Source organism: Nocardioides allogilvus (assembly GCF_003047285.1).
GTDB lineage: Bacteria > Actinomycetota > Actinomycetes > Propionibacteriales > Nocardioidaceae > Nocardioides > Nocardioides allogilvus.
In genome coordinates this window covers 87,949-113,612 of record NZ_PZYX01000013.1, presented here as the reverse complement: position 1 = coordinate 113,612, position 25,664 = coordinate 87,949, and the positions used below count along the sequence as shown (strand labels likewise).

Here is a 25,664-nt window from a genome sequence, read left to right as displayed (position 1 = left end):
CAGATCAACTCCACAAACGCCTCACGCACTTCAACCGGGAATGTCTTCGGCATACAACGCTCCTTCAAGCGTTGCTTCGACCATATGAATCCGCCGGGCAGTAGCGGCACCGGGACGCCGACGTCCTCGAAGAGGACACTGCCGCGCTGCTCGAGGGCCAGGAACGCGTTGCGACGGGCCGCGACGAACAGCTGGGCCTCGTCGGCGTCGGTGGTCGTGAAGACGTCGGACGCACCTTCATGCTCGCAGCACTCGCGGATCAGATCGATCTCCGCCTCGCACGACCTTCCGGACGCATCCGACTGCGCGAGCAGCAGGGCGCCGGTCGATCGGTCGAGCCCGTGGGAGCGCCAGTCCTCGACGGCGTTGATGGTCGTGTTGTCCATCAGCTCCAGCATCGAACAGCGCACGCGACTGCGGATGGCCACCACCGCACGCGACGCGGAGGTCATGGTCGGGAAGGCGCTGACCAGGGTCGCACCCGCGGTCTGGGCGGGGATCAACCGCAGCGTCGCCCGGGTGATGACTCCGAGGGTGCCCTCGCTGCCGACGAAGAGCTTCAGCAGCGACAGCCCGGCGACATCCTTGATCTGCTTGCCGCCCAGCGTGACGAGCGTGCCGTCGGCCAGCACGACGTCCATCCCGAGGACGTAGTCGGTCGTCACGCCGTACTTCACGCAGCACAGGCCGCCGGCGTTGGTGGCGAGGTTGCCGCCGATCGAGCAGATCTCGTACGACGACGGGTCGGGCGGGTACCACAGGCCGTGCTCGGCGGCGGCCCGTTTGACGTCGGCGTTCAACGCGCCCGGCTCTACGATCGCGACCTGGCAGGCAGGATCGATCTCGATCAGTCGCATCCGGTCCAGCGAGATCGTGGTCCCGCCGTCGACGGCCGAGGACCCGCCCGACAGGCCCGTGCCCGCGCCACGCGGGACAACGGGCACCCGGTGCGCGGCCGCCCAGCGCACTGCCTGCTGCACCTGGCCGGCATTGTCGGCGCGCACGACGGCGATCGGCATCCCGGCCGACCCGTCCCGCGCGAAGTCTTCGCGGTACTTGTCCATCTCGTCGGCGCCGGTCACCACCACCCCGTCGGGGAGCGAGCCGACCAGCTCGGCGACTGCGTCGGCGACAACACTGTCCACCTGCATGGTCATGAGTGTGCCAGCCATCACGCCGGGCGGACGGTCGCCCGAAGCCGGTCGCGGAACCACGCCGTGAACGCCGGGTCCGCGGCGTCGGGTGTCACCAGCGTCGCTGCGGACAGGTCGTCGTCACGGGTGTAGGTGTTGTAGGTGGCCACGCAGACCAGGCCTGCGGCAGTGGCCGCCCGCACGCCGTTCGCGGAGTCCTCGACTGCCACGACACCCTCGGGTCCGGTTCCGAGCCGGTGCAGGACCTCGAGGTACACCGCGGGGCTGGGCTTCAGGTCTGGCACCTCGGTCCCGGTCACGACGACGCCGAAGCGGTCGCCGAAGACCCGGTCGAGCAACGGCTCCACCCAGGCCCGGGTGCCGGTGGTGGCGACGTGCATCGGCACCCCGTGGTTATCGAGCTCGTCGATCAGCCGGTGGATGCCCGGCCGGGCCCGGATGTGCCCCTCCTCGACGAGCACTCGCATGATCGCGGTCTTGCGCTCGTGGAGCACGGCGGCCAGCTCGCGCGCCTCGTCAGCGGGGCGGCCTGCGCGCTCCAGCCAGCGCGCCAGCCGCTTGCCGCCGCCGGCGGTGCTGAGCAGTCCGCCGTAGGTCGTGACGTCCCACCGGTCGGGCAGCCCCGCCTCCTCGAAGGCCGCGTTGAACGCCACCCGGTGACCGTCGCGCTCGCTGTCCACGAGCGTGCCGTCGACGTCGAAGATGACGGCCTCCAGCCCGGTCATCGCCTCGTGGCGAGGTGTTCGCGGATCTTCGCCACCACGTTGTCGACGGTGAAGCCGTGGAAGGCGAGGACGTCCTCGCCCGGACCGCTGGCACCGAAGTCGTCGATGCCGATGGCGACGTCGGCGATGCCGGACCACGCCGACGTGCTGCCGGCCTCGATGCTGACCCGGGTCGCCGAGGGGTCCGGGGTGTACCGGGAGCGGTCGAACGGGGACACCACGCGGACGCCGTACCCCTCCCCGCGGAAGACCTCGGCCACCGCCGCGGCCAGGGCCACCTCCGAACCGGTGGCGACGATCTCCAGGGTGACTGGGCTGTCGCTCTCGAACGTCGCGCGGTCCAGCTGGGGCAGCGACTGGCGCGAGAGCACCAGTGCGGTGGGCCCGTCGGTGCGCTCGAGGGCCAGCTGCCAGGCCCTCGCGGTCTCCGCGTCGTCGGCCGGGCGGAGGACCTGGAGGCCGGGGATGATCCGCAGGGACTCGATGTGCGTGATCGGCTGGTGCGTCGGGCCGTCCTCGCCGACCGCGATCGAGTCGTGCGTGAACACGTAGACGACCGGCTGCTTCATCAGCGCCGAGAGACGCAGGGCCGGGCGCAGGTAGTCGGCGAACACCAGGAAAGTGCTGCCGAAGACCCGGAAGCCGCCGTGCAGGCTGATGCCGTTCATGAACGTCGCCATGCCGAACTCACGGATGCCGAAGCCGATCGCCCTCCGCCCGAAGTCGTCGCGGGTGATCACGTCGCCGAACGACGTGCCGGTCGAGCCGGCGAGGTCTGCGGAGCCGCCGACCAGCTCGGGCAGCGCGTCCCGCAGGGCGTTGAGGCACGCCTGCGACGACTGCCGGGTGGCCCGCGGAGCGTCGCCGACAGCACCGCCCAGGACCTCCTCGAGGTCAGCGGGCAGCGCGCGCCCGAGGGCCCGGGTGAACTGCGCGGCCACCTCGGGCTCTGCGTCGGCGAAGGCCGCGAACGTCTTGTCCCACTCGGCGTGTGCGCGGGCGCCATCGGCCGCGAGTGCCGCGCAGGCGGCCCGGACCGGCTCCGGCACCGTGAAGGCTTCGTGGTCCCAGCCGGCCAGCCGCTTCGTCTCGGCCAGCAGCTCCTCCCCGAGTGGCGAGCCGTGCGCCTTCGACGTCCCCTCGACCCCGGGGGCGCCCTGGCCGATCACCGTGCGGACCGCGATGAAGCTCGGGCGCGGGTCTGCCTCGGCGCGCGTGATCGCCTCGTGGATCGCCTCGACGTCGGTGCCGTCCAGCACCTGCTCGGTGTGCCAGCCGTAGGCCGCGAAGCGGGCCAGCTGGTCGTCGCTGCAGGATCGATCGACGGCACCGTCGATGGTGATCGAGTTGTCGTCCCAGAGCACGACGAGTCCGCCCAGCCCGAGGTGTCCGGCGAAGGAGCCGGCCTCGTGGCTGACGCCCTCCATCAGGCAGCCGTCGCCGACGATCGCGTAGGTGCGGTGGTCGGTGACCCGGGGGAAACGCGCCGCGCTCATGCGCTCGGCCAGCGCCATGCCGACGGCCATGGCCAACCCCTGGCCGAGCGGCCCGGTGGTGCACTCGACCCCGGGGGTGTGTCCGAACTCCGGGTGCCCCGGTGTGCGTGAGCCGAGCTGGCGGAATGCCCGCAGCTCCTCGGTCGGCAGGTCGTAACCGAAGATGTGCAGGAGGCCGTAGAGCAGTGCCGAGCCGTGGCCGGCCGAGAGCACGAAACGGTCGCGGTCGGCCCACGCCGGGTCGGCCGGGTCGTGGCGCAGGTGGCGGCTCCAGAGCGCCCAGGCCATCGGTGCCGCTCCCATGGGCATGCCGGGGTGCCCGCTGTTGGCGGCCTGGACCATGTCGGCGGCGAGGAAGCGCAGCGTGTCGACGGCGAGTCGGTCGGTCTCGACGGTCGTGTGCTCGGTCTGCAGGACGTCGGTCATGACGGACCTCCTTGGGTCATGTTCTCGGCCGCGATCTCGCGGAGCCGGGTGACGGCGGCTGCCTTGCCGGCCGGGTAGGCGTACATCCAGGAACCCGAGATGAACACGTCCGCACCGGCCGCGGCCGCCTCGCTGACGGTCGCCTCGGTGATGCCGCCGTCGACCTCGAGCTCGATGTCGAGGCCGGACTCGTCGATCATCCGGCGCAGCCGGGCGACCTTGGGCTCGACCGCGGAGATGTAGGCCTGCCCGCCGAAGCCCGGGTTGACGGTCATGGCGAGGACCAGGTCGGTCTCCTCCATCACGTGGCCGAAGACCTCGGCCGGCGTGTGCGGGTTGAGCGCGACCCCGCTGCGGGCGCCGAGCTCGCGGATGCGGGCCAGGGTGCGGTGCAGGTGGGTGCAGGCCTCGGCGTGCACGATGACGAGCTCACAGCCCGCGTCGACGTACCTCCCCAGGAGCTCGTCGGGATTGACGACCATGAGGTGGGCCTCGAAGCCGACCGTGCTGTGCGGACGCGCTGCCGCGATCACGTCGGGACCGAAGGTGAGGTTGGGGACGAACACGCCGTCCATCACGTCCCACTGGATGCGGTCGACGCCAGCCTCGCAGAGCTCGCGGACCTCGTCACCGATGCGGGCGAAGTCGGCGGGCAGCACCGACGGCACGATGAGGGGCTCGCGGGTGCGGGTGGCGGCGGACGGAGCCATGGTCTGCGTCATCGGGATCGCCCCTTCCTGGTCTGGTGCCTCCATGGGACCGCGCACGGCGCCGTACGGCACTCACCCACGTGGGTGGAGGTGAGGGTGAGATGCCCGGAGAGGGACCTGTCGGACCGGTGTGGGTGGCTAGCCTTGGGCCATGCCGGAGACCGCCACGACCCCACTGCGCCTCGTGCTCGTGGACGACCACGAGATGGTGCTGCAGGGGCTCGGCGCGATGTTGGGCCACTTCCCGGACGAGGTGCAGATCGTCGGCCAGTCGACCACCGCAGCCGGCGCCCTCGCGCTGATCGCCGAGCTGAACCCGGACGTGGCCTTGTGCGACGTGCGCATTGGCAGGGAGAGCGGCCTGGACCTGTGCCGGCAGGTCACCTCCCAGCACCCGGGGACCAAGGTCGTGCTGCTGACGGTGTACGACGACGAGCACTACCTCTACCAGGCGCTGCGTGTCGGTGCCTCGGGCTACATCCTCAAGCGCATCGACGGTCAGGAGCTGGTCCACCACCTGCGCCTGGTTCGCGAGGGCGAGATCGTCGTGGACCCCGCCCTGGCCGGACGGGTGGCGCTGTCGGCCGCGAGGCTCAGTGCAGGGGAGTTCTGGTCGGGGGCCCACCTCGGTCTCACCCAGCGCGAGTCCGAGGTCCTCGAGCTGCTCGTCTCCGGTCACTCGAACAAGGGTGTCGCCGGCAAGCTCGTGGTCAGCGAGGACACCGTCAAGACCCACATCCGTGGCCTCTACCGCAAGCTCGGGGTCTCCGACCGCAGCGGAGCGATCTCCGTCGCGCTCCGGGAAGGCCTGTTCCATTGAAGCCCGCAGGTGACGAGGTGCCCGACGCCCGACAGCTCGCGGACCTGCTGGATGCCGAGGGCGTGCTCGTCTACGCGATCGACGGCCAGGACCTCAGCATCGTCGACATGCATCCGACGCACCCTTCGGCGGCGGCGCTCAAGCTCCAGGTCGGCTTCGGCGTCACCGGGCTGGTGGCACGCACCCGGAAGGCGGTGCTGCTGGAGGCCGACTCCCCGCGCAACGCCCTCCACCGGCAGCTGCTCGGCCTCGCCCCCCACCAGACCGTGGCCCGGATGTGCCTGCCGCTCCCCGGCGTCGACGGCAGGGTGATCGGTGTGCTCGCCGTGCACCGCAGCCCGCGCAGGCCCTTCGGTGACGCGGACCTTGCGGCCGCGGAGTCGGTGGTTTCGCTGCTCGGGTTGCACGTCCATGCCGAGCAGCTCTTCCGTGCCGCCAGCCGTCATCGCACCGAACGGGACCAGTTGATCAAGCAGGCGGTCCAGGCCCAGGAGGCTGAGCGCCGCCGACTGGCGTTCGACCTGCACGACGGCGTGACCACAGCCCTGGCCTCGATGTCGTTCCACCTCTCGGCCGCAGACCTCACCGTCTCCCAGCTCGCCGCGAGCGACGAGTCGGACCTGCCGACCCGGGTCAAGGAGCTCTACCGCGCGCGAGACGAGATCTCCAACGCCCGCGCGCTCGCGGACATGGCCTACAACCAGACCCGCGCGGCGATCACCGGCCTGCACAGTCTGGTCCTGGACGACCTCGGGCTGGTCGCGGCGATCGAGTCGCTGGTGCAGACGGCGCGACGAGACGACGGGCCGGAGATCCGTCTCGTCGTTGACCCCGAGGCGGGCGTCGACACGATTCCGGACCACGCGGCCGCATCGCTCTACCGGATCGCCCAGGAGGCGCTCGCCAACGCGGTCAAGCACGCTGATGCCGAGCAGATCACGCTCTCGCTGCGTCGCGTCGGCGACTCCATGGTGCTGGGCTGCACCGACGACGGCCTGGGCTTCGACGTTGCGGAGACCCGGACGTCCCGGGCGGGGGACGCTGATGGCAGCCAGCACTTCGGGCTGAGCTCCGTCGCCGAGCGATGCGCCGTGATCGAGACGTCGTTGCGGGTCGAGTCGGTGCCTGGTCGCGGGACCACGGTGCTGGTCGAGCTGCCCCTGTAGGTCGGGCACTCGTCCGTGCGGTGAGGTCAGGCAGTGGCGTCGGCGGCCTGGCGGCAGTTGTCGAGAAGCCGTTCCTGCGCGGCGTCGACGTTGGCCGGGGCTCCGCCCCAGGTGCTCAGTGCCGCGCTCACCAGGGCTCGCCCGAAGGAGAACGTCACGTCCCAGGGTCGCTCCGGGATCGCGCTGAGCTCCTTGAGGAAGGCGCACACGTCGTCGGTCGGGTGCCCGCCGGAGAGGAACGCGATGCCGGGGACCGCTGCGGGCACGGTGGAACGAAGGATCTCGAACGTCGCAGCGGCCACCGCGGCCGCACTGACCTTCGGCGCCTCCAGGCCGGGCGTGACGAAGTTGGGCTTGAGCACGATGCCCCTCAGATCGACGCCCGCATCCTCGAGCTCGTTGAACACCACAGCGAGCGCGAGTCGGGTGGTGTCGGCGCACGCGACGATGTCGTGGTCACCGGAGCAGAGCACCTCGGGTTCCACGATGGGAACGATGCCGTGCTCCTGGCACAGGGCCGCATACCGGGCCAGGGCGTGCCCGTTGGCGCGCGCCGTCTGCTCGGTGGTCGTGGCGATGTCGATGACCGCGCGCCACTTGGCGAAGGCGGCTCCGCGTTCGGCGTACGACGACAGGCGCGCGCCGAGGCCGTCGAGCCCCTCGGTGATCAGGGCGCCGCCAGCACCGGGAAGTGGGGTGGTGCCGGTGTCGACCTTGATGCCGGGCAGGACTCCGAGCTCGCGGGCCGCAACCGGAAAGGGGCGCCCGTCGCTGAGCTCCTGGCCGAACGTCTCGTCGGCCAGGATGATGCCACTGACGGTCGCGGAGAGTCCGGGCGCAGTGAGCAGGAGCTCGCGGTAGTCCCGACGCGCGGTTTCGCCGGCAGTGATGCCCTCCGCCTCGAGGCGGGCGGACATCGTCTTGATGGATTCGTCGGCGGCCAGGATGCCGCGGCCGCCGTGGGTCAGCTCACGGGCTGTGCTGTGGAGGATGCTCATCCCCGCAGCATGCGCAGGCTGCCGCGACGAAGGACTCACCCCTTCGGGCGATCCCGGGTGTGAAACCCGGCTTCCCCCACGCTCTCCTGGTTGCTGACGTGCCGTACGAACAACCGCGTCGCCGACGTCGGCTCGGCGCTGGTGCAGAGGTGCCAGGGGCGGTCCAGGGGCGTGCCGGCGAGCGGGTAGGTGGTGAGCTCCCCGCTGGCGACCTGGCCACGCACGGCCTCCTCGTGCACGAGGGTCACTCCCAGCCCCTGCCGCGCAGCGGCCACGACCGCTCCGGAGGTGCCCAGCGTGAGGAGCGGGGGCGCCGCCTGGAGCCGGTTGAGGAGGGACAGCGTCGTGTCCCGGGTGCCGGAGCCGACCGCCGTGAGCAGCCACGGAGTGGTCAACGGGTCGCCCTCGAGTCCGGGGCGTCCGACCAGCAGGAGCCTGTTGGGGCGGCGGGCTCGGGTGATCAGCCCCGACCCTCGTGGGGGGCGGCCGGCCAGCACCACGTCGACGTGGTGATCGGCGGCCAGTGCGAAAAGCTCGTCTCGTGGCAGCACCGACAGCGACAGCTCGACGTGGGGGTGCTCACGGGCGAAGGACGCGATCAGGGGAGGAAGGACGTATTCGCTCGCGGTCGCGACGGCCCCGATGCGGACGCGGCCGCGATCGGCGTCGTGCACGGCTCCGGAGGCCTCGACCAGCAGGCCCAGCAGCTTGTGGACGTAGGACGCGAAGATGTCGCCCGCGTCGGTGGGCACGATGCCGCGACCCGCCTTGGTGAAGAGGGGTACGCCGAGCGCCGACTCCAGCGCCGAGATGGCGGCGGAGACGGCAGGCGGCGTCACGTGGAGCGACTCGGCGGCGACCCGGACGCTGCCGCCGTCGTAGACGGCGATGAAGGTCTGCAGGCGAGCCCAGGTGGCGGCTGCCGGCAGGTCCGTGGGGTTGGCCATGGATAACTCATCCCTTAATGATCAGCGGTGAAGAGTCAATTGTAGTTGATCAGTTGCCCCCACAGACTGGTGCTCCCGCAGGCAACCGGAAAGGAAACCGCGATGACAACCATCGAAGAGAGCACGGAGATCAAGGAGCGTTGGGACCCAGGCGTCCAGAGCTATGCAGGCATGGGCTACTGGAACCCCGACTACGAACCGAAGGAGACCGACATCCTCGCGGTCTTCCGGATGACTCCACAGGACGGTGTGGACAAGATCGAGGCCGCCGCGGCCGTGGCGGGCGAGTCGTCGACCGCGACCTGGACGGTGGTCTGGACGGACCGGCTGACCGCCAACTCGCACTACCAGGCCAAGGCCTACAAGGTCGATGACGTGCCGGGCCGACCCGGGGAGTACTTCGCCTATATCGCCTACGACATCGACCTCTTCGAGGAGGGATCGATCGCCAACCTGACCTCCTCGATCATCGGCAACGTCTTCGGGTTCAAGCCGCTGAAGGCGCTGCGCCTGGAGGACATGCGGATCCCGGTCGCCTACAAGAAGACCTTCCAGGGGCCCGCGCACGGCATCGTCATGGAGCGGGAGTTCCTCAACAAGTACGGTCGCCCACTGCTCGGCGCCACGATCAAGCCGAAGCTCGGCCTGTCGGCTCGCAACTACGGCCGTGTCGTCTACGAGGCCTGCAAGGGTGGCCTCGACTTCACCAAGGACGACGAGAACATCAACTCCCAGCCGTTCATGCGGTGGCGCGACCGGTTCCTCTTCGGCATGGAGGGTGTCAACAAGGCGATGGCCGAGACCGGTGAGCTGAAGGGTCACTACTTCAACATCACCGCCGGCACCATGGAGGAGATGTATCGCCGGGCGGAGTTCGCCAAGGAGATCGGCAGCGTCATCGTGATGATCGACCTCACCATCGGCTACACGGCGATCCAGTCGATGGCGAACTGGTGCCGCGAGAACGGCCTGCTGCTCCACCTGCACCGCGCCGGCCACTCGACGTACACCCGACAGAAGACGCACGGCGTCAGCTTCCGGGTGATCTCCCAGTGGTGTCGCCTGATGGGTGTCGACCACCTGCACGCCGGCACGGTCGTCGGCAAGCTCGAGGGCGACCCGGCCACCACGCGCGGCTTCTACGACACGCTGCGCGAGGACAAGGTCGCGACCAACCTGGAGAACGGCATCTTCTTCGACCAGGACTGGGCCTCGATGCCGGGCGTCATGCCCGTCGCCTCGGGAGGCATCCACGCCGGGCAGATGCACCAGCTGCTGGACCTCTTCCAGGACGACGTGATCCTGCAGTTCGGTGGCGGCACGATCGGGCACCCCTACGGCATCGCCGCGGGCGCCGAGGCCAACCGGGTCGCGCTCGAGGCGATGGTCAAGGCCCGCAACGAGGGCAAGGACCTGCTGCGCGAGGGTGCTGACGTGCTCCGCAACGCGGCCAAGACCTGCCAGCCGCTGGAGGCAGCACTGTCCACCTGGGGTGACGTCACCTTCGACTACACCAGCACCGACGCTCCGGACTTCGTCCCCACCGCGACGCCGTCCTGACGACAACCCACCGAGAGGAGCACACCATGAGCAAGATCCACTACGGCACCTTCTCCTACCTGCCAGATCTCACCGACGAGGAGATCGCGGCCCAGGTGAAGTACGCGCTCGACCACGAGTGGCCGGTGTCCATCGAGTACACCGACGACCCGCACCCACGCAACATCTACTGGGAGATGTGGGGCCTGCCGATGTTCGACCTGGTCGAGCCCGACGGCGTCATCAGGCAGATCAACGAGTGTCGAGCGGCCCAGCCGGAGCACTACATCCGCGTGCTCGCCTACGACGCCAGGCTCGGCAAGCAGACGACCGCCATGTCGTTCCTGGTCCAACGGCCGACCAACGAGCCCGGCCTGCTGCTCGAGCGCCAGGACGCCCATGACCGGGTCCAGCGGTACTCGGTGAGGTCGTATGCCACCGATCGCCCGGCCGGAACGCGCTACGCGAGGGAGTGAACATCATGGCGTCCCAGGGATTCGGGTATCCACCACCGGCCGCCGCCGGCGGGGGAGCGACCGACACGACCGGCGAGGACACGGCCCAGGCCGTCATCCTCGCGGACGACGCCGAGCTGGACCTCTCCGCGGACGAGGCCGCAGCCAGGGTCGAGGAGACCCTGGCTGCACTCGACGCGGAGCTGGTCGGGCTGGCATCGGTCAAGCGCAGGGTCCGGGAGATCGCCTCGCTGCTCCAGGTCGACCGGGCCCGCAGCCAGTTCGGCCTGTCATCGTCGAAGCCCACCCTCCACATGAGCTTCACGGGAGGACCGGGCACCGGCAAGACCACCGTGGCCATGCGGATGGCGGCGATCCTGCACGCGCTCGGCTACATCCGGGCGCCGCGGGTCCACGTCGTCACTCGCGACGACCTCGTCGGTCAGTTCATCGGCCACACCGCGCCGAAGACGAAGGAGGCGATCGCCAAGGCAGCAGGGGGGATCCTCTTCATCGACGAGGCCTACTACCTGTTCCGCCCCGAGAACGAGAGGGACTACGGACAGGAGGTCATCGAGATCCTGCTCACCGAGATGGAGAACGACCGAGGAAACCTCGTGGTCATCTTCGCCGGCTATCCCGACCGGATGGCGACGTTCTTCTCGGCGAACCCCGGGCTCAGCTCCCGGGTCCCGCACCACATCGAGTTCGAGGACTACGACCACGGCGAGCTGATGCAGATCGCCGAGCTGATGGTCGCGGAGGAGAACTTCCGGTTCGACGAGCAGGCACGCGAGGTCTTCTCGGACTACCTCACTCTTCGGATGCCACGGCCGAACTTCTCCAACGCACGCAGTGTCCGCAACGCGATCGAGCGTTGTCGGCTGCGTCAGGCACGGCGACTGGTCGGGCTCGACCGTCCCTTGGGGAAGCAGGACCTGATCCTGCTCACCGCAGAGGACATCCGTGGCAGCAGCCTCTTCAGCGACCAGCCCGAAGACGAGACCGCCGGTTGAGAGCCGAATCGGGTCGGCGCCGTGCTCACCAGGAGCGCGGCGCCGACCCGATTTCGTCGAGCCTGCCCGGTCGGGTCAGGCGTCGTCGGTCCGTCCTGCGAGGCGGCCGGCCAGCTCGGTGACCGTGCGGTTGGCCGCGGCCACCGACACGGCACCTCCGCCACGCTGAGCGGCGGCGTAGCCGACCAGGAAGGCGGTCAGAGGAGCAGCAGGGCGGGCGATGTCGTGGGCGACCACGCGCGTCATCTCGAGCAGCCCGTCGACGTCGATGTCGAGGTCCACCCCTAACGCGACCTTCGCCTCGTCCAGCCAGTCGTGCATCGAGCTCATCCGGCTCTCCTCTCGGGTGCTACTCAGCCGCCGATGGCGGACATCGGGCGCTCGGGCTGACGGAAGTCGATGCTGTTGATCAGATGGCCGGGGCCCTTGGCCGCCACGCTGGCCCGCCACGCGGTCTCGATGTCGGCGTCGTCGGCGCCAGTGCGGAGGAGTCCGCGCAGATCCGTCTCCTGGCTGGCGAACAGGCAGTTGCGCAACTGCCCGTCCGCAGTCAACCGAACTCGGTCGCACCCTCCGCAGAACGACCGGGTGACGCTGGCGATCACGCCTACGACGGCGTCGGTCCCGGCGATCCGCCACTCCTCGGCGGGCGCGTTGCCGTCGCGGGGCACCGGGGTGAGCTCGAAACGCTGCTCCAGCCGCTCCAGGATCTCCGCGGCCGGGATCATGCTGGCCCGGTCCCAGGCCCCCTGAGCGTCCAGTGGCATCGACTCGATGAACCTCATCCGGTAGCCCTGCTCAACCGCGAACTGGGCGAGGTCGGCGATCTCGTCGTCGTTGACACCGCGGACCGGGACGGCGTTGACCTTGACCGGAGCCAGACCCGCTTCCTGGGCGGCACGCAGGCCGTCGAACACGTCGGTGATCCGGTCCCGGCGGGTGATCGCCAGGTAGCGCTCCGGGCGGAGGGTGTCGAGGCTGACGTTGACCCGGCGCAGGCCCGCCGCGTGCAGTGCGGCAGCCTGTCTGGCCAGGCCGACCCCGTTGGTGGTCATGCTCAGCTCGAGTCCCGGGGTCTCCGCTGCCAGGAGGCCGACGAGCCCCGGCAGACCGCGGCGCAGCAGTGGCTCGCCACCGGTGAGGCGTACGGTCCGGATGCCCAGTCGGGTGGTGGCGATGCGCACCAGCCGAGCCACCTCGTCGTCGGTGAGGTGATCCTGCCGGGGGAGCCAGGCCAGGCCCTCCTCGGGCATGCAGTAGGTGCACCGCAGGTTGCAGCGGTCGGTCAGCGACACACGCAGGTCCGTGTGCACCCGGCCGAACGTGTCGACCAGGGCGTCAGGGACTGCGGGGTTTGCTGTGGCCACAGGCCCCACGGTCGTGGCTCCCTGCGACCACGTCAACGTGCTGTTCGCGATCGGTCGATCACTCCTTGTAATAAGAGGTGGTGGCTATCGACCCATCCAAATGATCGCTTTGACTTATCATGACGTCCGGCTGAATTCTGGATGTCATGGACATCACCACGGACCCCGATGACCACTTGAAGGTCACACCTCCGAAGTCGTACGCCGCCGGCGTACCGGCCGTGGTCCATGCGCTGGAGTACTCCCTCTCGCAGAACTCGGTGCGGCGTACCGCCCTGACGTTGCTCAACATCAACCAGGTCAAGGGCTTCGACTGCCCGGGATGTGCCTGGCCGGAGGGCAAGCACCGCCCGAAGAACGAGTATTGCGAGAACGGCGCCAAGCACATCAACGACGAGGCGACGACCAAGCGCGTCACCGAGGAGTTCTTCGCCGAGAACTCGATCACGGAGCTGGACGGCAAGTCGGACTGGTGGCTCAACCAGCAGGGCCGGCTGACCGCACCCATGGTGAAGCGACCCGGTGCGGACCACTACGAGCGCATCGAGTGGGACGAGGCGTTCGACCTGATCGCCGGTGAGCTGAACGCGCTGGGGTCGCCGGACGAGGCCATGTTCTACACCTCCGGGCGGCTCAACAACGAGGCTGCCTTCCTGCTCCAGCTGTTCTCCCGCGCCTACGGGACCAACAACCTGCCGGACTGCTCCAACATGTGTCATGAGTCGAGCGGCTCGGCTCTGGGGGAGACGCTCGGCATCGGCAAGGGCAGTGTGAGCCTGGACGACATCTACGAGTCGGATCTGATCTTCGTCGTGGGCCAGAACCCGGGCACCAACCACCCGCGCATGCTCTCGGCTCTCGAGGAGACGAAGCGCAACGGCGGGAAGATCGTCGCGGTCAACACGCTGCCCGAAGCCGGTCTCATCCGATTCAAGAACCCGCAGAAGGCGCGCGGTGTCATCGGCCGGGGCACGACCATCGCCGACCAGTTCGTGCTGATACGCCCTGGTGGCGACCTCGCGCTGTTCCAGATGCTCAACCGGCTCCTGCTGGAGGCCGAGGACGCCGCTCCCGGAACGGTGCTCGACCACGAGTTCATCCGGCGCCACACCACTGGGTTCGAGGCGTTCTCCGAGCACGCACGAACGGTCTCGTGGGACGACGTTCTGCTCGCCACCGGACTGGCGCGAACAGAGATCGAGGAGCTGTTCGCCCGCGTCCTCGAGAGCAACAAGACCATCGTGTGCTGGGCCATGGGTCTCACGCAGCAGAAGCACGGCGTGCCGACCATCCGCGAGGTGGTCAACTTCCTGCTCCTGCGCGGCAACCTCGGCAAGCCCGGCGCGGGCGTGTGCCCCGTCCGTGGCCACAGCAACGTCCAGGGCGACCGGACCATGGGCATCTGGGAGCAGATGCCCCAGTCGTTCCTCGACGCACTCGAGGCCGAGTTCGGTTTCGCTCCGCCGACAAGGCACGGCTACGACTCGGTCGATGGGGTCCGGGCGATGCGCGACGGCGCGGCGAGCGTCTTCATCGGCGTGGCCGGAAACTTCGTCCGCGCGATGTCGGACAGCGATGTCACGGAGGCGGCACTGCGCAACTGTCGCCTCACCGTGCAGATCTCCACCAAGCTGAACCGCTCGCACACCGTGTGCGGCGAGACCGCGCTGATCCTGCCGACCCTCGGGCGTAGCGACCGCGACATCCAGGCCACCGGGGAGCAATTCGTCACCGTCGAGGACTCGATGAGCGAGGTGCACTCCTCACGTGGGCGCCTCGAGCCCGCCTCGCCACACCTGCTGAGCGAGGTCGCGATCCTGGCGCAGCTCGCCCGACGCACCCTGGGCGACGGGTTCGACATCCCGTGGGAGGAGTTCGAGGCCGACTACGGCACCATCCGCGACCGGATCGCCCGGGTCGTGCCCGACTTCGAGAACTTCAACGAGCGAGTCGCCCAGCCCGGCGGCTTCCGGCTGCCCAACCCGGTCAACGAGCACGTCTACCCGACGCCGAGTGGCAAGGCCGTCTTCTCCTGCAACGAGTTCACGTGGCTCGAGGCGCCTCCCGGTCACCTGGTGCTGCAGTCGCTGCGGTCCCACGACCAGTGGAACACCATCCCCTACGCGATGAATGACCGCTACCGCGGCATCCACGACGCCCGCCGGGTGGTGATGGTCAACCCGGACGACGTCGCGGGCCTTGGCCTCGTCGACGGTCAGCTCGTGGATCTCGTGAGCGTATGGCGCGACGGCACCGAGCGCCGGGCGCCGGCGTTCCGGGTGGTGGCCTACCCCGCCTCGCGCGGCTCCGCGGCGGCGTACTACCCGGAGACAAACGTGCTGGTGCCGCTGGACAGCGTCGCCGACGTCAGCAACACCCCGACGTCCAAGGGCATCATCGTGCGTCTGGAACCCGCACCCGCATCGGCAGGCTGACGTGTTCGGGCCAGCGCGCGCCTGGACGCCGGTGGCCGCGACGCTGGTGCTCGGCGGCTGGGGCGCCAACCAGTTCACCCCGCTCTCGGTCGTCTATCGCAGTGCCGAGGGGTGGACCACCCTGACGGTGATCGCGATGTTCACCGTCTACCTCATCGGCCTGGTGCCCGGACTGTTGCTGGGTGATCGGGCCGCGGACCGGTTCGGTCGGCGCCGGGTCGTTCGACTCGCACTGGCCCTCACCGTCGTGTCCAGCCTGCTCCTCGCAGCCGCGGTTGTGTCGCCCGGAGCCGTCTACATGAGTCGATTGCTGACGGGCGTCGGCGTCGGCATCATCGTCTCCGCTGGCGGAGTTTGGTTGCAGGGCGTCGCCGGCGGGATCGGGGTCGATCGCGCGGTCCGGCTGGCCGTGTACGCCGTCGGCGCGGGCTTCGCCTTCGGTCCGCTCGCCGCCGGTGCGATGGCCGAGTGGCTGCCCGCCCCGATGGTGCTGCCCTGCCTGGTGCACGGCGGGCTGTCCCTGCTCGTGCTCGTCGCCACCCGCGGCGTCCCCGACATCGCGCCACGGCGTGGGCCGATCGGGTCGGCGACGGATGGCAGGCGCGACGCCGATCGCTGGTCGGTGGTGCGGCATCCGCGGTTCGTCGGAGTGGTCCTGCCCGCGAGTCCGGCGATCTTCGCGGCCGTCACAGTCTCCTACGTCGTGCTGCCGCCGCTGGTGATCGATCGGGTGCACGGCTACGAGCCATTGTTCAGCGGACTGGTCGCCGCGGTGACGCTCAGCGTCGGCCTCGCGGTGCAACCGCTGGCCGTGCGGATCGACCGCCCCGGCACCGCCCGGGCCACCCTGCTCGCGATGTCGACGGTTGTGGTCGGTCTCCTGGTGGGGGCGATCGCCGTCGAGCTGGTCTCGCCGCTGCTCGTTCTGGCGGCGGCGGTCGTCCTGGGTGCCGGCTACGGGCTCACGCTCGAGTCCGGGTTGACCGAGATCGAGCGGCTGGCGAGCCCCGGCGCACGGCCCACGGCATCGGCGCTCTTCCAGGGGGTCGCACACAGTGGCTTCCTGGCGCCCCTGCTGCTGGCGATCAGCGCCACCTCGCTGTCCTACCCGACGCTCCTCGCCGGCCTGGCCGCTGTGGGCCTGGTCTGCCTGGCGATCGCGGCCACGTTCAGCTACCGACACGACACTGCGATGAGAGGAGCCCAGCCATGGGCCGAGTGACAGTACGCCGACGGGTGCTCCGACTACGTGACGGTGTGGCCAGTCATCGACCGGACACTCTGGCGGCCGAGGAGCCGATGGAGATCCGCGTGAACGGCCGGGCCCTGACGGTCACCATGCGCACGCCCGGCAACGACTTCGACCTCGCCGTGGGCTTCCTGGTCAGCGAGGGTGTCATCCACCACGCCGAGGAGGTCGCCGCCGTGCGCTACTGCGCCGGGGCGACGGCCGACGGGAGCAACACCTACAACGTGGTCGACGTCCGTCTCGCGCCCGGTGTCGCCGCGCCCGATCCCTCGCTGGAGCGGAACTTCTACACGACCTCCTCGTGCGGACTCTGCGGCAAGGCCAGCCTCGACGCGGTCCGCACCCAGGCGGCCTGGTCCGTTGCGGACGACCCGCTCGTCGTCGAACCGGCGGTCCTCGCAGTCCTTCCCGACAGGCTCCGTGAAGCCCAGCGCGTGTTCGACACCACGGGTGGCTTGCATGCCGCCGGGCTGTTCTCCGCCGATGGGGACATGGTGGTGATGCGAGAGGACGTCGGGCGGCACAACGCGGTCGACAAGGTGATCGGACATGCGCTCCTGCAGGGCATGGTGCCTCTGCGTGGGACGGTCTTGATGGTGAGCGGGCGCGCCTCCTTCGAGCTGGTCCAGAAGGCGGTGATGGGAGGCATCCCGGCGCTCGCGGCGGTGTCGGCCCCCTCCTCGCTGGCAGTCGAGCTCGCCGAGGAGAGCGGACTGACGCTCGTCGGCTTCCTTCGGGGAACGTCGATGAACGTCTATTCCGGCGCCGACCGCCTCAGCCCGGTGTCCGTGTCCTAGTCCCCGAGGGATGTCACGACCCGGCTCACCAGCGGGTCGCAGTCCGCGCCGGCCGAGGTGGCGAGCTCGAGCAGCTGGGCGCGCATGCGCGGGTCCCAGAACATCCGGATGTGGTTGGCGACGGTGTCGACCGCCTGGTCGTCGGGCAGGTGCCGGAACTGGGCCAGGATGTCGCCGGCCAGCCGGAGCGCCGGGGCGGTGATCATCGCGCCGCCCGTGCGGCGAGCTCGACGTCGGTGTCGTGCAGGCCGGTGCCCACCGTGACCTGGACGGCGGTCACCTTGTACTCAGGGCAGTTCGTCGCCCAGTCGGAGTTGTCCGTGGTGACGACGTTGGCGCCGCTGAGCGGGTAGTGGAAGGTCGTGTAGACCACCCCGGGCGGCATTCGATCCGAGATCACCGCGCGCAGCACGGTCTCGCCCGTCCTGCTGGTGATGGTCACCTCGTCGCCGTCGTGGATGCCCCGCATCTCGGCGTCGCTGGCATGGATCTCCAAGATGTCCTCGGCGTGCCACATCACGTTCGGCGTCCGCCGGGTCTGGGCGCCGACGTTGTACTGGCTCAGGATCCGGCCGGTGGTCAGGATCAGCGGGAACTTGCGGGTGGCCCGCTCCGTGGTCGGTACGAACGTCGTCACCATGAAGCGGCCCTTGCCCCGGGTGAAGTCCTCGACGTGCATCGTGGGGGTGCCCTCGGGTGCCTCGTCGTTGCACGGCCACTGGACGCTGCCGAGGGCGTCGAGCCGGGCGAAGGAGACCCCCTTGAACGTCGGCGTCAGGGTCGCGATCTCATCCATGATCTGGCTGGGGTCGTCGTACGACATGTCATAGCCCATCGCCTGCGCGATGTCGCACGGGATCTGCCACTCGTGCTTTCCAGTGGCGGGCGCCATCACGGGACGGACCCGGTTGATGCGGCGCTCGGCGTTGGTGAAGGTGCCGTCCTTCTCCAGGAAGGATGTGCCGGGCAGGAAGACGTGCGCCAGCTGCGCGGTCTCGTTGAGGAAGAGGTCCTGGACCACCAGCAGGTCCAGCGACTTCAACGAGGCGTAGACGTGGCTGGTGTTCGGGTCGGACTGGGCAATGTCCTCGCCCTGTACGTAGAGCCCGCGGAACGAGCCGTCCAGCGCGGAGTCGAACATGTTGGGGATCCGCAACCCCGGGGTGGGTGTGATGCGGGTGCCCCAAAGCTTCTCGAACACCTCCCGCACGGCGTCGTCGGAGACGTGCCGGTAGCCGGGCAGCTCGTGCGGGAAGGAACCCATGTCGCAGGAGCCCTGCACGTTGTTCTGGCCGCGCAGTGGATTGACTCCCACTCCCTCGCGACCGATGTTGCCGGTCGCCATGGCGAGGTTGGCCATGCCCATCACCATCGTCGAACCCTGGCTGTGCTCGGTGACACCGAGGCCGTAGTAGATGGCTCCGTTCTCCGCAGTGGCGTACAGACGGGCGGCAGCGCGGATGTCCTCGGCCGGGACGCCGGTGACCTCCTGGGCGACTTCGGGGCTGTGCTCCGGGCTCGAGATGAACTCGGCCCAACCATCGAAGTCCTCGCAGCGCGCGTCCACGAAGGCCCGGTCGACGAGACCCTCGGTGACCACCACGTGGGCCAGCGCGTTGACCATCGCGACGTTGGTGCCCGGGGCAAGCGGCAAGTGGTAGGCGGCCTCGATGTGCGGCGACCGGACCAGGTCGATCCGGCGGGGGTCGATCACGACCAGCTGTGCGCCCTCGCGCAGCCGACGCTTCATCCGGGACGCGAACACCGGATGCCCGTCGGTGGGGTTGGCGCCGATGACGACGATGGCGTCCGCCTTGGCGACCGAGCGGAAGTCCTGGGTGCCGGCCGATTCCCCGAAGGTCTGCTTGAGTCCGTAACCGGTGGGGGAGTGGCACACGCGGGCGCAGGTGTCGACGTTGTTGTTCCCGAACGCGGCTCGCACCATCTTCTGGACGACGTACACCTCCTCGTTTGTCGTTCGCGACGAGGTGATGCCCCCGATCGCGCCGACGCCGTGCTCGGTCTGAATGGTCTTCATCTTCTGGGCGACATAGTTGATCGCGGTGTCCCAGTCGACGACCTGCCAGTCGTCGGTGATCCTCTCGCGGATCATCGGGTTCAGCTGGCGGTCCTCGTGGCTGGCGTAGCCGTACGCGAAGCGGCCCTTGACGCAGGCGTGGCCCTCGTTGGCCCCACCGGTCTTGTCCGGAACCATCCGGATGAGCTCGTCACCCTGGAGCTCGGCGTTGAACGAGCAGCCCACGCCGCAGTAGGCGCAGGTGGTCTTGACGGTGCGCGTCGGCAGGCCCAGCTCGATCACCGAGTTCTCCTGCAGTGCCGACGTGGGGCAGGCCGCGACGCAGGCGCCGCACGAGACACACTCCGACTCCAGGAAGGTCTCCCCGGCGCTGGCGGACACCTTCGAGTCGAAGCCACGGCCCTCGATCGTGAGCGCGAAAGTGCCCTGGATCTCGCCGCACGCCCTGACGCAACGCGAGCAGGAGATGCACGACGTCGGGTCGAAGGTGAAGTAGGGGTTGCTGTCGTCCACCGGCAGATTGAGGTGGTTGATGCCCTCGAGGCCGTAGCGCATGTCGGGCAGACCCACGGTGGTGGCGAGATCCTGGAGCTCGCAACCACCCGTCGGTGAACAGGTCTGACAGTCGGTGGGGTGGTCGGAGAGATACAGCTCCATGACGCTTTGACGGAGCTTGTCGACCTTGTCGGTGCGCGTGTTCACCTTCATGCCGTCAGCGCACGGAGTGGTGCATGACGCCGGAGTGCCCCGACCGCCTTCGACCTCCACGAGGCACAGGCGACATGAGCCGAACGCGTCGAGGCTGTCGGTCGCGCACAACTTGGGGACGTCGATGCCGGCGAGCGCCGCGGCGCGCATCACCGACGTTCCCTGGGGCACCGTGACCGACACCCCGTCGATCTCGAGGGTCAGCGGCGGTGCGTCCTGCGCAGGTGCCGGCGTGCCGAGGTCGTGGTCGGCGTACAGGGTCATTGTCCTGCCTCCAAGGTCGAGAAGTCCTCCGGGAAGTGCTGAAGCGCGCTCCTGACGGGGTTGGGGGTCAGCCCGCCCATCGCACACAGGGATCCGTCGACCATCAGGTCGCACAGATCGTTGAGCAGCGTGAGGTTCCGGTCGCGGTCCACCCCGGCGACGATCTTGTCGATGGTCTCCACCCCGCGCACCGAGCCGACACGGCAGGGCGTGCATTTGCCGCACGACTCCGCGACGCAGAACTCCATCGCGAAGCGCGCCATCGAGGCCATGTTGACGGTGTCGTCGAACACCACGATCCCGCCATGTCCGAGCATCGCTCCGGCCGCGGCGAATGCCTCGTAATCGGTGGGGATGTCGAGGCCGTCAGCGGGGATGTACTGACCCAGGGGACCGCCGACCTGGACCGTGCGGAGGGGGCGTCCACTGAGGGTCCCGCCGCCGTACTCGTTCACGAGCTTCTCGAGCGAGATGCCGAAGGCCGACTCGAAGACGCCACCGTGCTTGATGTTGCCGGCCAGTTGGAACACCTGGGTGCCCCGGGAGCGGTCGAGGCCGAGGGCGGCGTAGCCCTGACCACCGTCGGCGAGGATCGCCCCGACGCTGGTCAGGGTGAGGACGTTGTTGACCACGGTCGGTCTGCCGAAGAGGCCGGTGATGGCGGGGATCGGCGGCTTGGCCCTGACCATGCCGCGCTTGCCCTCGAGGGACTCGAGCATCGAGGTCTCCTCGCCGCAGATGTAGGCGCCGCCACCGAGCCGGAGGTGGATGTCAAACTTGAACCCGGAGCCGAGGACATCGTCACCGAGCCAGCCCTGCTCGCGGGCCGTCTCGATCGCCTGCCCGGTGGTGGCAGCGGCGTCGGGATACTCCGAACGCAGGTAGATGTAGCCCTCGGAGGCGCCCACGGCGTAGCCGGCGATGGTCATGCCCTCGAGCAGGCTGAACGGATCGCCCTCCATGACGATCCGGTCGGCGAAGGTGCCGCTGTCGCCCTCGTCGGCGTTGCAGCAGACGAACTTCAGGTCGTCCTCTGTGTCGGCAACCGTCTTCCACTTGATGCCGGCCGGGAACCCGGCGCCGCCCCGGCCACGCAGGCCGGACTCGGTGACCTCGGCGATGACGTCGGCGGGTGGCATGGACAGCGCCCGCCGGAGCCCTGCGTTGCCGCCGTTGGCGACGTAGTCCTCGGGCGAGAGCGGGTCGGTGATGCCGACCCGGGCCAGGCAGAGCCGCTGCTGGTCGCGCATCCACGGCAGCTCGTCGACCACACCGAGGTTGAGCTCGTGGTCGGCTCCGTCGAGCAGCCCGGCCGCGATCAGGTCCGCGACGGCCTCGGGCCGGACCGGGCCGTAGCCGATGCGGCCGGCGGGAGTCGCCACCTCCACCAGGGGCTCCAGCCACAGCATGCCGCGGGTGCCGTTGCGGACCAGGTCGATCTCGAGACCGAGCAGGGCAGCCTCGCACTCGATCGCCATCGCGACCTCATCCGCGCCGATCGAGAGGGCAGCGGAGTCGCAGGGAACGTAGACGGTGATCACGGCGCCTCACTCAGGGTCTCGCCCTGCAGATCACTCCGCAGAACGTCGAGGATGGTGTCCCGGTCGACCCGTCCGTACAGGCGACCGTTGATCTGGGCGGCGGGTCCCAGGGCGCAGTTGCCCAGGCAGAAGACCTGGTCGAGGCTCACCGAGCCGTCGGCCGCGGTCTCCGCGATCCCGATGCCGAGGAGGTCCTTGACTTCGGCGACGACGGCCTCCGCTCCCATCGACTGGCAGGCCTCGGCCCGGCACAGCTTGATGGTCACGGCGCCCCGAGGCGCTTCGTGGAAGTCGTGGTAAAAGGTCACGACTCCGTGCACGTCGGCCCGAGAGAGGTTGAGGGCGGATGCCACGAGCGGCACGACGTCAGGATCGAGATGCCCCATCCGCCGCTGGATGTCCTGGAGGACGACCAGGAGCGGACCTCGTTCGTCGCGATGCTCCCGGACGACCGCTTCGACGACTTCCTGGAGATCCGTGGTTGTCTGGATGGTCATGCGCTGCTCCTCGTCGGATCGAGGCGGTTGGTCGGCGGCGGCGGGTCAGGCGAAGAGCTGCGCGGCCGCCTTGATCGCGTTGAAGAGGCCGTAGCCGAGCGGGATCCCGACGAGGGCCCACGAGGCCGTGATCCGCGCGGTGTGGTCGACGTGGTGCTCTGCGTTCATGATGTGTGTTCCTCCTGGATGCGAGGGTTTTCAGTTGGGTCGCAGGTCGGGGTCGGTCTCAAGGCGGCGCTGCGCGATCAGCTCCTCCTCGATGATCGGGATGTCCTCCGGCTCAACGCCGGTGTCCTGCTTGTGGTGGCGGTCGACGGCGTCGACTACGGCTCCCTTCTCGTGGAAGCCGTCGGAGACCGGAGTGATGAGCAGGTTGGCGACGAAGCCGACCGCAAGGATGCCGACCATGATGAGGATCGGGCTGCGATAGTCGCCCGCGATCAGGGTGCCAGGCTCCTTGCCCTGGGCATCGAGGATCGCGTTGATGATCAGCGGTCCGGCGATGCCCGCTGCCGACCAGGCAGTGAGGAGCCTGCCGTGGATCGCGCCAACCTGGAAGGTGCCGAACAGGTCTCGCAGGTAGGCCGGCACGGTGGCGAAGCCACCGCCGTAATAGGAGATGATGAGCACCATCAGTAGAACGAAGAGGCCGGTCGAGGTTTCGCCGATCGTGGCAACACCGAAGAACAGCAGCATCCCACCGCCGAGGTACATCACGTAGGTCATCTTCCGGCCGAGGTAGTCCGAGGTCGTGGACCAGGCGAATCGGCCGGTCATGTTGCCCAGTGAGAGCAGGCCGACGAATCCGGCCGCAGTGGCGGCCGCCACCGTCGAGTTGCCGCTGTCATCTCGGAAGAAGTCCTCCAGCATCGGCTTGGCGTTTTCCAGGATTCCGATTCCCGCGGTGACGTTGCAGAACAGCACGGTCCACAGCAGCCAGAACTGCGGCGTCTTGATCGCATTGGCCGCCGAGACGTGGTTCGAGGTCACCATCTTCTTGGACTTGATCGTGCTCGGGTCGAAGCCCGCCGGAGCCCAGCCCGGGGGCGGGACCTTGACGGTGAAGACGCCGAACATCATGAAGACGAAGTAGATGACGGCGAGGGTGAGGAAAAGCTTCATGACGGCGTCCCCGCCGAAGGTGTCACCGCCGTACGCCACGAGCAGCTTCTGCGACAACGGGGAGGCAACCATCGCGCCACCACCGAAGCCCATGATTGCCATGCCGGTGGCCAGCCCGGGCCGATCGGGGAACCACTTGATCAGCGTGGACACTGGTGAGATGTAGCCGAGACCCAGTCCGATTCCACCGATGAAGCCGTAGCCGAGATAGACCAGCCACAGCTGACCGGATTGGATGCCGAGCGCAGCGACCAGGAAGCCGGAGGCCCAGCAGCAGGCCGCGGTGAACATCGTCTTCCGAGGGCCCACCCGGTCGACCCAGGTGCCGAAGAGCGCCGCTGAGACACCGAGCATCACGATCGCTACGGAGAAGATGTAGCCGACGGAGGTCAAGCTCGCGCCGAAGTGCTCGACCAGCGCGATCTTGTACACGCTGGTGGCGTAGGCCTGGCCGATGCAGAGGTGGATGGCCAGGGCTGCCGGCGGGATCAGCCAACGGCTGTAGCCGGGTGGAGCAATGGTGTGTTCGCGATCCAGGAACGACAGGGCGGACAAGGCGCACCTCCAGAGATGAGGTCAGACGGTGAACTGCGGGCCAGATGTGATCGGCTGAGCACATCAGGGAGCGATGGCGTGGACATCCCCCCGTGGGGTGAACCGGCGTGTGATCGTGACCTTGTGAGGCCGCTGCGGGGGACAGGTTGATGGGCGGCTGACTCCCCCTCGTGCCAAGAACCTAGGGTCGGGTGTGACGAAGGTCAAAGTCCCAACTTGGATCCGTTGATAACCGAATTCTATGAAGGAAGCGACTTCTTCAGGTCTTCCAGCACCCGGGCGAAGTCCACCTGACGGGCCGTCTTGACCAGCGCGCGAGCGAGCAGGGGCTCGGGACCGCTGCCGGCCAGCACGAGTCCGACGTGAAGGGGACGCTTGGGCTGGGGCAGGGGCAGTACTCGGGTGCCCTCGGGAACGTTGAAGCTGTGCAGCCAGGTGTGGGGGATGACGCTGGACAGTCGCATCGCGGCCACGTGCGCATAGACGGCCGAGATGTTGTCGGTCTCGACAATGGGCTTGGCCTCCGCGTCGGCCTCGGCGAAGTAGCCGTCGAGGATGCGCCGGTTCTGCATCACGGGCGCGAGCAGGCAGAGTCGCGCCGCGGCTGCCTGGGCCCACGTGATCGATTTCCGGTCCGCATACTCGCCCTCGGCCGGGGTGAGGAACAGGTAGGTCTCGCGATAGAGCGGGACCACCCGTACGCGGCCGAGCGGTTCACCGTCGACATAGGTCATGCCCACGTCGATGTCGAAGTCGTTGAGCCGGCTGGCGATCTCGCGTGAGGACAGCGATTCGAGCGAGAAGGTCACCAAGGGATGGAGTTCGGCGAGCGGTGCGATGAGCAGCGGGGAGACGCTCATCGCCGTCGGGATTGCGCCGATGCGGAGAACCCCGGACGCGCCTTCGCGCATGCTCGATAGCGTCTGACCGAGCGAGGCCCGCTCGGCGAGGACGCGCTGCCCCCAACGCAGGATCTCCTCGCCCTCGGGGGTCAATCCCTCGAAGCGTTGGCCACGTTGGACTATTTGCACCCCTAGCTCGGCCTCGAGCTTGCGAATGCCGGCCGAGAGCCCCGGTTGCGACACATGGCACGCCTCCGCCGCGCGTCCGAAGTGTCCTTCGCGCGCCAGGGCGACGAGATATTCCATCTGGCGCAGCAGCATGCGGTCATGGATACCAGACGCGAGGCACGTCCAGCCGTCTTGGCGTCGCCTGAGATCGCAAGCGGCCAGACACGCAGTACACCCGGCTCTCGGACGGGGGTGGGTCTGCTGCACGGATCGGTGACATCTTGATCTGCGTCGATGTGAACCGCGCCCAAGTTTGAAGAGGTTGATTTTTGGCTGGTCCGATGGGCAGGCGCTTGCAGGTGGTGAGTCCGAAGCTGTCGCGTGGCGGCAGTGCGTCGGGTAGCGCCGGGAGCAGCAGAAAAGCAGCACTTTGGAGTCGCAGATGGCCCGATTCGGGACAAAATGGCCCGAGACCGCGCGGTATCGTGAGTCGACAACGAACACGATTCAGAGCGTCGTCGCAGGTCAGGCGGTGTGTGGCCGAGTGGGGCCGAGTTTCCTCGAGATGAGGGGACTCGGCGGACCGCACCAGAGGGTCAGGGGTTCGAGTCCCCTCACCTCCACCATCA

The 25,664-nt window shown here is 68.7% G+C and carries 23 protein-coding genes; 8 read left to right on the top strand and 15 right to left on the bottom strand.

Features of this window, described 5'->3' with window-relative positions:
* From C9J87_RS16920 to rpe, 4 genes are all read right to left on the bottom strand, one after another.
* Window positions 1–1,151 (bottom strand): FAD-binding oxidoreductase (locus C9J87_RS16920; RefSeq protein WP_198652386.1); only part of this gene is annotated, 1,151 nt, incomplete at its 3' end.
* Between the two features lie 20 nt (window positions 1,152–1,171).
* Window positions 1,172–1,879 carry an HAD-IA family hydrolase gene (locus C9J87_RS16915; RefSeq protein ID WP_010832476.1) on the bottom strand — a complete coding sequence of 236 codons (708 nt, stop codon included), beginning with the start codon at window positions 1,877–1,879 and terminating at the stop codon, window positions 1,172–1,174.
* Complete coding sequence (gene tkt, locus C9J87_RS16910) at window positions 1,876–3,801, bottom strand: transketolase (protein ID WP_010832477.1); 1,926 nt, start codon at window positions 3,799–3,801, stop codon at window positions 1,876–1,878. The genes C9J87_RS16915 and tkt overlap by 4 nt, the downstream gene beginning before the upstream one ends.
* Entirely contained in the window at window positions 3,798–4,523 is a 726-nt protein-coding gene (gene rpe, locus C9J87_RS16905) for a ribulose-phosphate 3-epimerase (RefSeq protein WP_232211592.1), read from the bottom strand. Before rpe ends, tkt begins: the two co-directional genes overlap by 4 nt.
* A 139-nt stretch (window positions 4,524–4,662) precedes the next feature.
* Between rpe and C9J87_RS16900 the strand changes: the two genes are divergently transcribed.
* Complete coding sequence (locus tag C9J87_RS16900) at window positions 4,663–5,331, top strand: response regulator (protein ID WP_010832479.1); 669 nt, start codon at window positions 4,663–4,665, stop codon at window positions 5,329–5,331.
* Window positions 5,328–6,497 (top strand): GAF domain-containing sensor histidine kinase, encoded by a 1,170-nt coding sequence (locus tag C9J87_RS16895; protein ID WP_232820089.1) that lies wholly within the window; start codon window positions 5,328–5,330, stop codon window positions 6,495–6,497. The genes C9J87_RS16900 and C9J87_RS16895 overlap by 4 nt, the downstream gene beginning before the upstream one ends.
* A gap of 26 nt (window positions 6,498–6,523) precedes the next feature.
* Here C9J87_RS16895 and C9J87_RS16890 read toward each other — a convergent pair whose 3' ends face one another.
* Window positions 6,524–7,495, bottom strand: coding sequence for a class I fructose-bisphosphate aldolase (locus C9J87_RS16890; RefSeq protein ID WP_010832481.1), 972 nt, complete (start codon window positions 7,493–7,495; stop codon window positions 6,524–6,526).
* 35 nt (window positions 7,496–7,530) lie between these two features.
* A complete protein-coding gene (locus C9J87_RS16885) occupies window positions 7,531–8,442 on the bottom strand; it encodes a LysR family transcriptional regulator (protein ID WP_010832482.1) in 912 nt (303 codons plus the stop codon).
* 102 nt (window positions 8,443–8,544) lie between these two features.
* Between C9J87_RS16885 and C9J87_RS16880 the strand changes: the two genes are divergently transcribed.
* From C9J87_RS16880 to C9J87_RS16870, 3 genes are read left to right on the top strand one after another with little or no spacing between them, the layout of a single operon-like run.
* Entirely contained in the window at window positions 8,545–10,002 is a 1,458-nt protein-coding gene (locus C9J87_RS16880; protein WP_010832483.1) for a form I ribulose bisphosphate carboxylase large subunit, read from the top strand.
* 26 nt (window positions 10,003–10,028) lie between these two features.
* The gene (locus C9J87_RS16875; protein ID WP_010832484.1) at window positions 10,029–10,457 is read left to right on the top strand and encodes a ribulose bisphosphate carboxylase small subunit; all 429 of its coding nucleotides are present in this window, start codon (window positions 10,029–10,031) and stop codon (window positions 10,455–10,457) included.
* A gap of 5 nt (window positions 10,458–10,462) precedes the next feature.
* Window positions 10,463–11,452: an AAA family ATPase gene (locus C9J87_RS16870; RefSeq protein ID WP_084623036.1), complete on the top strand. Its 990-nt coding sequence runs from the start codon at window positions 10,463–10,465 to the stop codon at window positions 11,450–11,452.
* Between the two features lie 75 nt (window positions 11,453–11,527).
* Here C9J87_RS16870 and C9J87_RS16865 read toward each other — a convergent pair whose 3' ends face one another.
* Complete coding sequence (locus C9J87_RS16865) at window positions 11,528–11,782, bottom strand: DUF6457 domain-containing protein (protein ID WP_010832486.1); 255 nt, start codon at window positions 11,780–11,782, stop codon at window positions 11,528–11,530.
* 23 nt (window positions 11,783–11,805) lie between these two features.
* Window positions 11,806–12,819, bottom strand: a complete 1,014-nt coding sequence (moaA, locus tag C9J87_RS16860) for a GTP 3',8-cyclase MoaA (RefSeq protein ID WP_010832487.1) — start codon at window positions 12,817–12,819, stop codon at window positions 11,806–11,808.
* Window positions 12,820–12,965: 146 nt separating this feature from the next.
* Between moaA and C9J87_RS16855 the strand changes: the two genes are divergently transcribed.
* The 3 genes from C9J87_RS16855 to fdhD are packed head-to-tail and all read left to right on the top strand — an operon-like array spanning window position 12,966 to window position 17,300.
* Window positions 12,966–15,254, top strand: a complete 2,289-nt coding sequence (locus C9J87_RS16855) for an FdhF/YdeP family oxidoreductase (RefSeq protein ID WP_107706105.1) — start codon at window positions 12,966–12,968, stop codon at window positions 15,252–15,254.
* Between the two features lies 1 nt (window position 15,255).
* Window positions 15,256–16,476, top strand: a complete 1,221-nt coding sequence (locus C9J87_RS16850; RefSeq protein WP_107706104.1) for an MFS transporter — start codon at window positions 15,256–15,258, stop codon at window positions 16,474–16,476.
* The gene (gene fdhD, locus C9J87_RS16845) at window positions 16,464–17,300 is read left to right on the top strand and encodes a formate dehydrogenase accessory sulfurtransferase FdhD (protein ID WP_010832490.1); all 837 of its coding nucleotides are present in this window, start codon (window positions 16,464–16,466) and stop codon (window positions 17,298–17,300) included. The genes C9J87_RS16850 and fdhD overlap by 13 nt, the downstream gene beginning before the upstream one ends.
* On the opposite strand, the gene C9J87_RS16840 is transcribed toward fdhD, so the two are convergent.
* The 7 genes from C9J87_RS16840 to C9J87_RS16815 all read right to left on the bottom strand — a co-directional run bounded on the left by C9J87_RS16840 (window position 17,297) and on the right by C9J87_RS16815 (window position 25,188).
* On the bottom strand, window positions 17,297–17,506 hold the full coding sequence (locus C9J87_RS16840; RefSeq protein WP_036490479.1) for a formate dehydrogenase subunit delta: 210 nt from the start codon (window positions 17,504–17,506) through the stop codon (window positions 17,297–17,299). The two genes, fdhD and C9J87_RS16840, sit on opposite strands and share 4 nt — an antisense overlap.
* Window positions 17,503–20,310, bottom strand: a complete 2,808-nt coding sequence (fdhF, locus tag C9J87_RS16835; RefSeq protein ID WP_010832491.1) for a formate dehydrogenase subunit alpha — start codon at window positions 20,308–20,310, stop codon at window positions 17,503–17,505. The genes C9J87_RS16840 and fdhF overlap by 4 nt, the downstream gene beginning before the upstream one ends.
* Window positions 20,307–21,851, bottom strand: coding sequence for a formate dehydrogenase beta subunit (locus tag C9J87_RS16830; RefSeq protein WP_010832492.1), 1,545 nt, complete (start codon window positions 21,849–21,851; stop codon window positions 20,307–20,309). The genes fdhF and C9J87_RS16830 overlap by 4 nt, the downstream gene beginning before the upstream one ends.
* The gene (locus tag C9J87_RS16825; protein WP_010832493.1) at window positions 21,848–22,348 is read right to left on the bottom strand and encodes an NADH-quinone oxidoreductase subunit NuoE family protein; all 501 of its coding nucleotides are present in this window, start codon (window positions 22,346–22,348) and stop codon (window positions 21,848–21,850) included. The genes C9J87_RS16830 and C9J87_RS16825 overlap by 4 nt, the downstream gene beginning before the upstream one ends.
* Window positions 22,349–22,393: 45 nt before the next feature.
* Entirely contained in the window at window positions 22,394–22,516 is a 123-nt protein-coding gene (locus tag C9J87_RS20480) for an MFS transporter small subunit (protein ID WP_269634809.1), read from the bottom strand.
* Between the two features lie 30 nt (window positions 22,517–22,546).
* The gene (locus tag C9J87_RS16820) at window positions 22,547–24,025 is read right to left on the bottom strand and encodes an OFA family MFS transporter (RefSeq protein WP_010832494.1); all 1,479 of its coding nucleotides are present in this window, start codon (window positions 24,023–24,025) and stop codon (window positions 22,547–22,549) included.
* A 239-nt stretch (window positions 24,026–24,264) separates the two neighbouring features.
* On the bottom strand, window positions 24,265–25,188 hold the full coding sequence (locus C9J87_RS16815; RefSeq protein ID WP_010832495.1) for a LysR family transcriptional regulator: 924 nt from the start codon (window positions 25,186–25,188) through the stop codon (window positions 24,265–24,267).
* Between the last annotated feature and the right edge of the window lie 476 nt (window positions 25,189–25,664).

Excerpts from the sequence above, each read along its gene's own strand:
- C9J87_RS16900 (WP_010832479.1), top strand. The coding sequence starts at position 4,663 with ATGCCGGAGACCGCCACGACCCCACTGCGCCTCGTGCTCGTGGACGAC.
- C9J87_RS16890 (WP_010832481.1), bottom strand. The coding sequence starts at position 7,495 with ATGAGCATCCTCCACAGCACAGCCCGTGAGCTGACCCACGGCGGCCGC.
- C9J87_RS20480 (WP_269634809.1), bottom strand. The coding sequence starts at position 22,516 with ATGAACGCAGAGCACCACGTCGACCACACCGCGCGGATCACGGCCTCG.
- rpe (WP_232211592.1), bottom strand. The coding sequence starts at position 4,523 with ATGACGCAGACCATGGCTCCGTCCGCCGCCACCCGCACCCGCGAGCCC.
- C9J87_RS16915 (WP_010832476.1), bottom strand. The coding sequence starts at position 1,879 with ATGACCGGGCTGGAGGCCGTCATCTTCGACGTCGACGGCACGCTCGTG.
- tkt (WP_010832477.1), bottom strand. The coding sequence starts at position 3,801 with ATGACCGACGTCCTGCAGACCGAGCACACGACCGTCGAGACCGACCGA.
- fdhF (WP_010832491.1), bottom strand. The coding sequence starts at position 20,310 with ATGACCCTGTACGCCGACCACGACCTCGGCACGCCGGCACCTGCGCAG.
- C9J87_RS16840 (WP_036490479.1), bottom strand. The coding sequence starts at position 17,506 with ATGATCACCGCCCCGGCGCTCCGGCTGGCCGGCGACATCCTGGCCCAG.
- C9J87_RS16865 (WP_010832486.1), bottom strand. The coding sequence starts at position 11,782 with ATGAGCTCGATGCACGACTGGCTGGACGAGGCGAAGGTCGCGTTAGGG.
- C9J87_RS16870 (WP_084623036.1), top strand. The coding sequence starts at position 10,463 with ATGGCGTCCCAGGGATTCGGGTATCCACCACCGGCCGCCGCCGGCGGG.
- C9J87_RS16855 (WP_107706105.1), top strand. The coding sequence starts at position 12,966 with ATGGACATCACCACGGACCCCGATGACCACTTGAAGGTCACACCTCCG.
- C9J87_RS16825 (WP_010832493.1), bottom strand. The coding sequence starts at position 22,348 with ATGACCATCCAGACAACCACGGATCTCCAGGAAGTCGTCGAAGCGGTC.
- C9J87_RS16815 (WP_010832495.1), bottom strand. The coding sequence starts at position 25,188 with ATGCTGCTGCGCCAGATGGAATATCTCGTCGCCCTGGCGCGCGAAGGA.
- fdhD (WP_010832490.1), top strand. The coding sequence starts at position 16,464 with ATGGGCCGAGTGACAGTACGCCGACGGGTGCTCCGACTACGTGACGGT.
- C9J87_RS16880 (WP_010832483.1), top strand. The coding sequence starts at position 8,545 with ATGACAACCATCGAAGAGAGCACGGAGATCAAGGAGCGTTGGGACCCA.
- C9J87_RS16885 (WP_010832482.1), bottom strand. The coding sequence starts at position 8,442 with ATGGCCAACCCCACGGACCTGCCGGCAGCCGCCACCTGGGCTCGCCTG.
- C9J87_RS16875 (WP_010832484.1), top strand. The coding sequence starts at position 10,029 with ATGAGCAAGATCCACTACGGCACCTTCTCCTACCTGCCAGATCTCACC.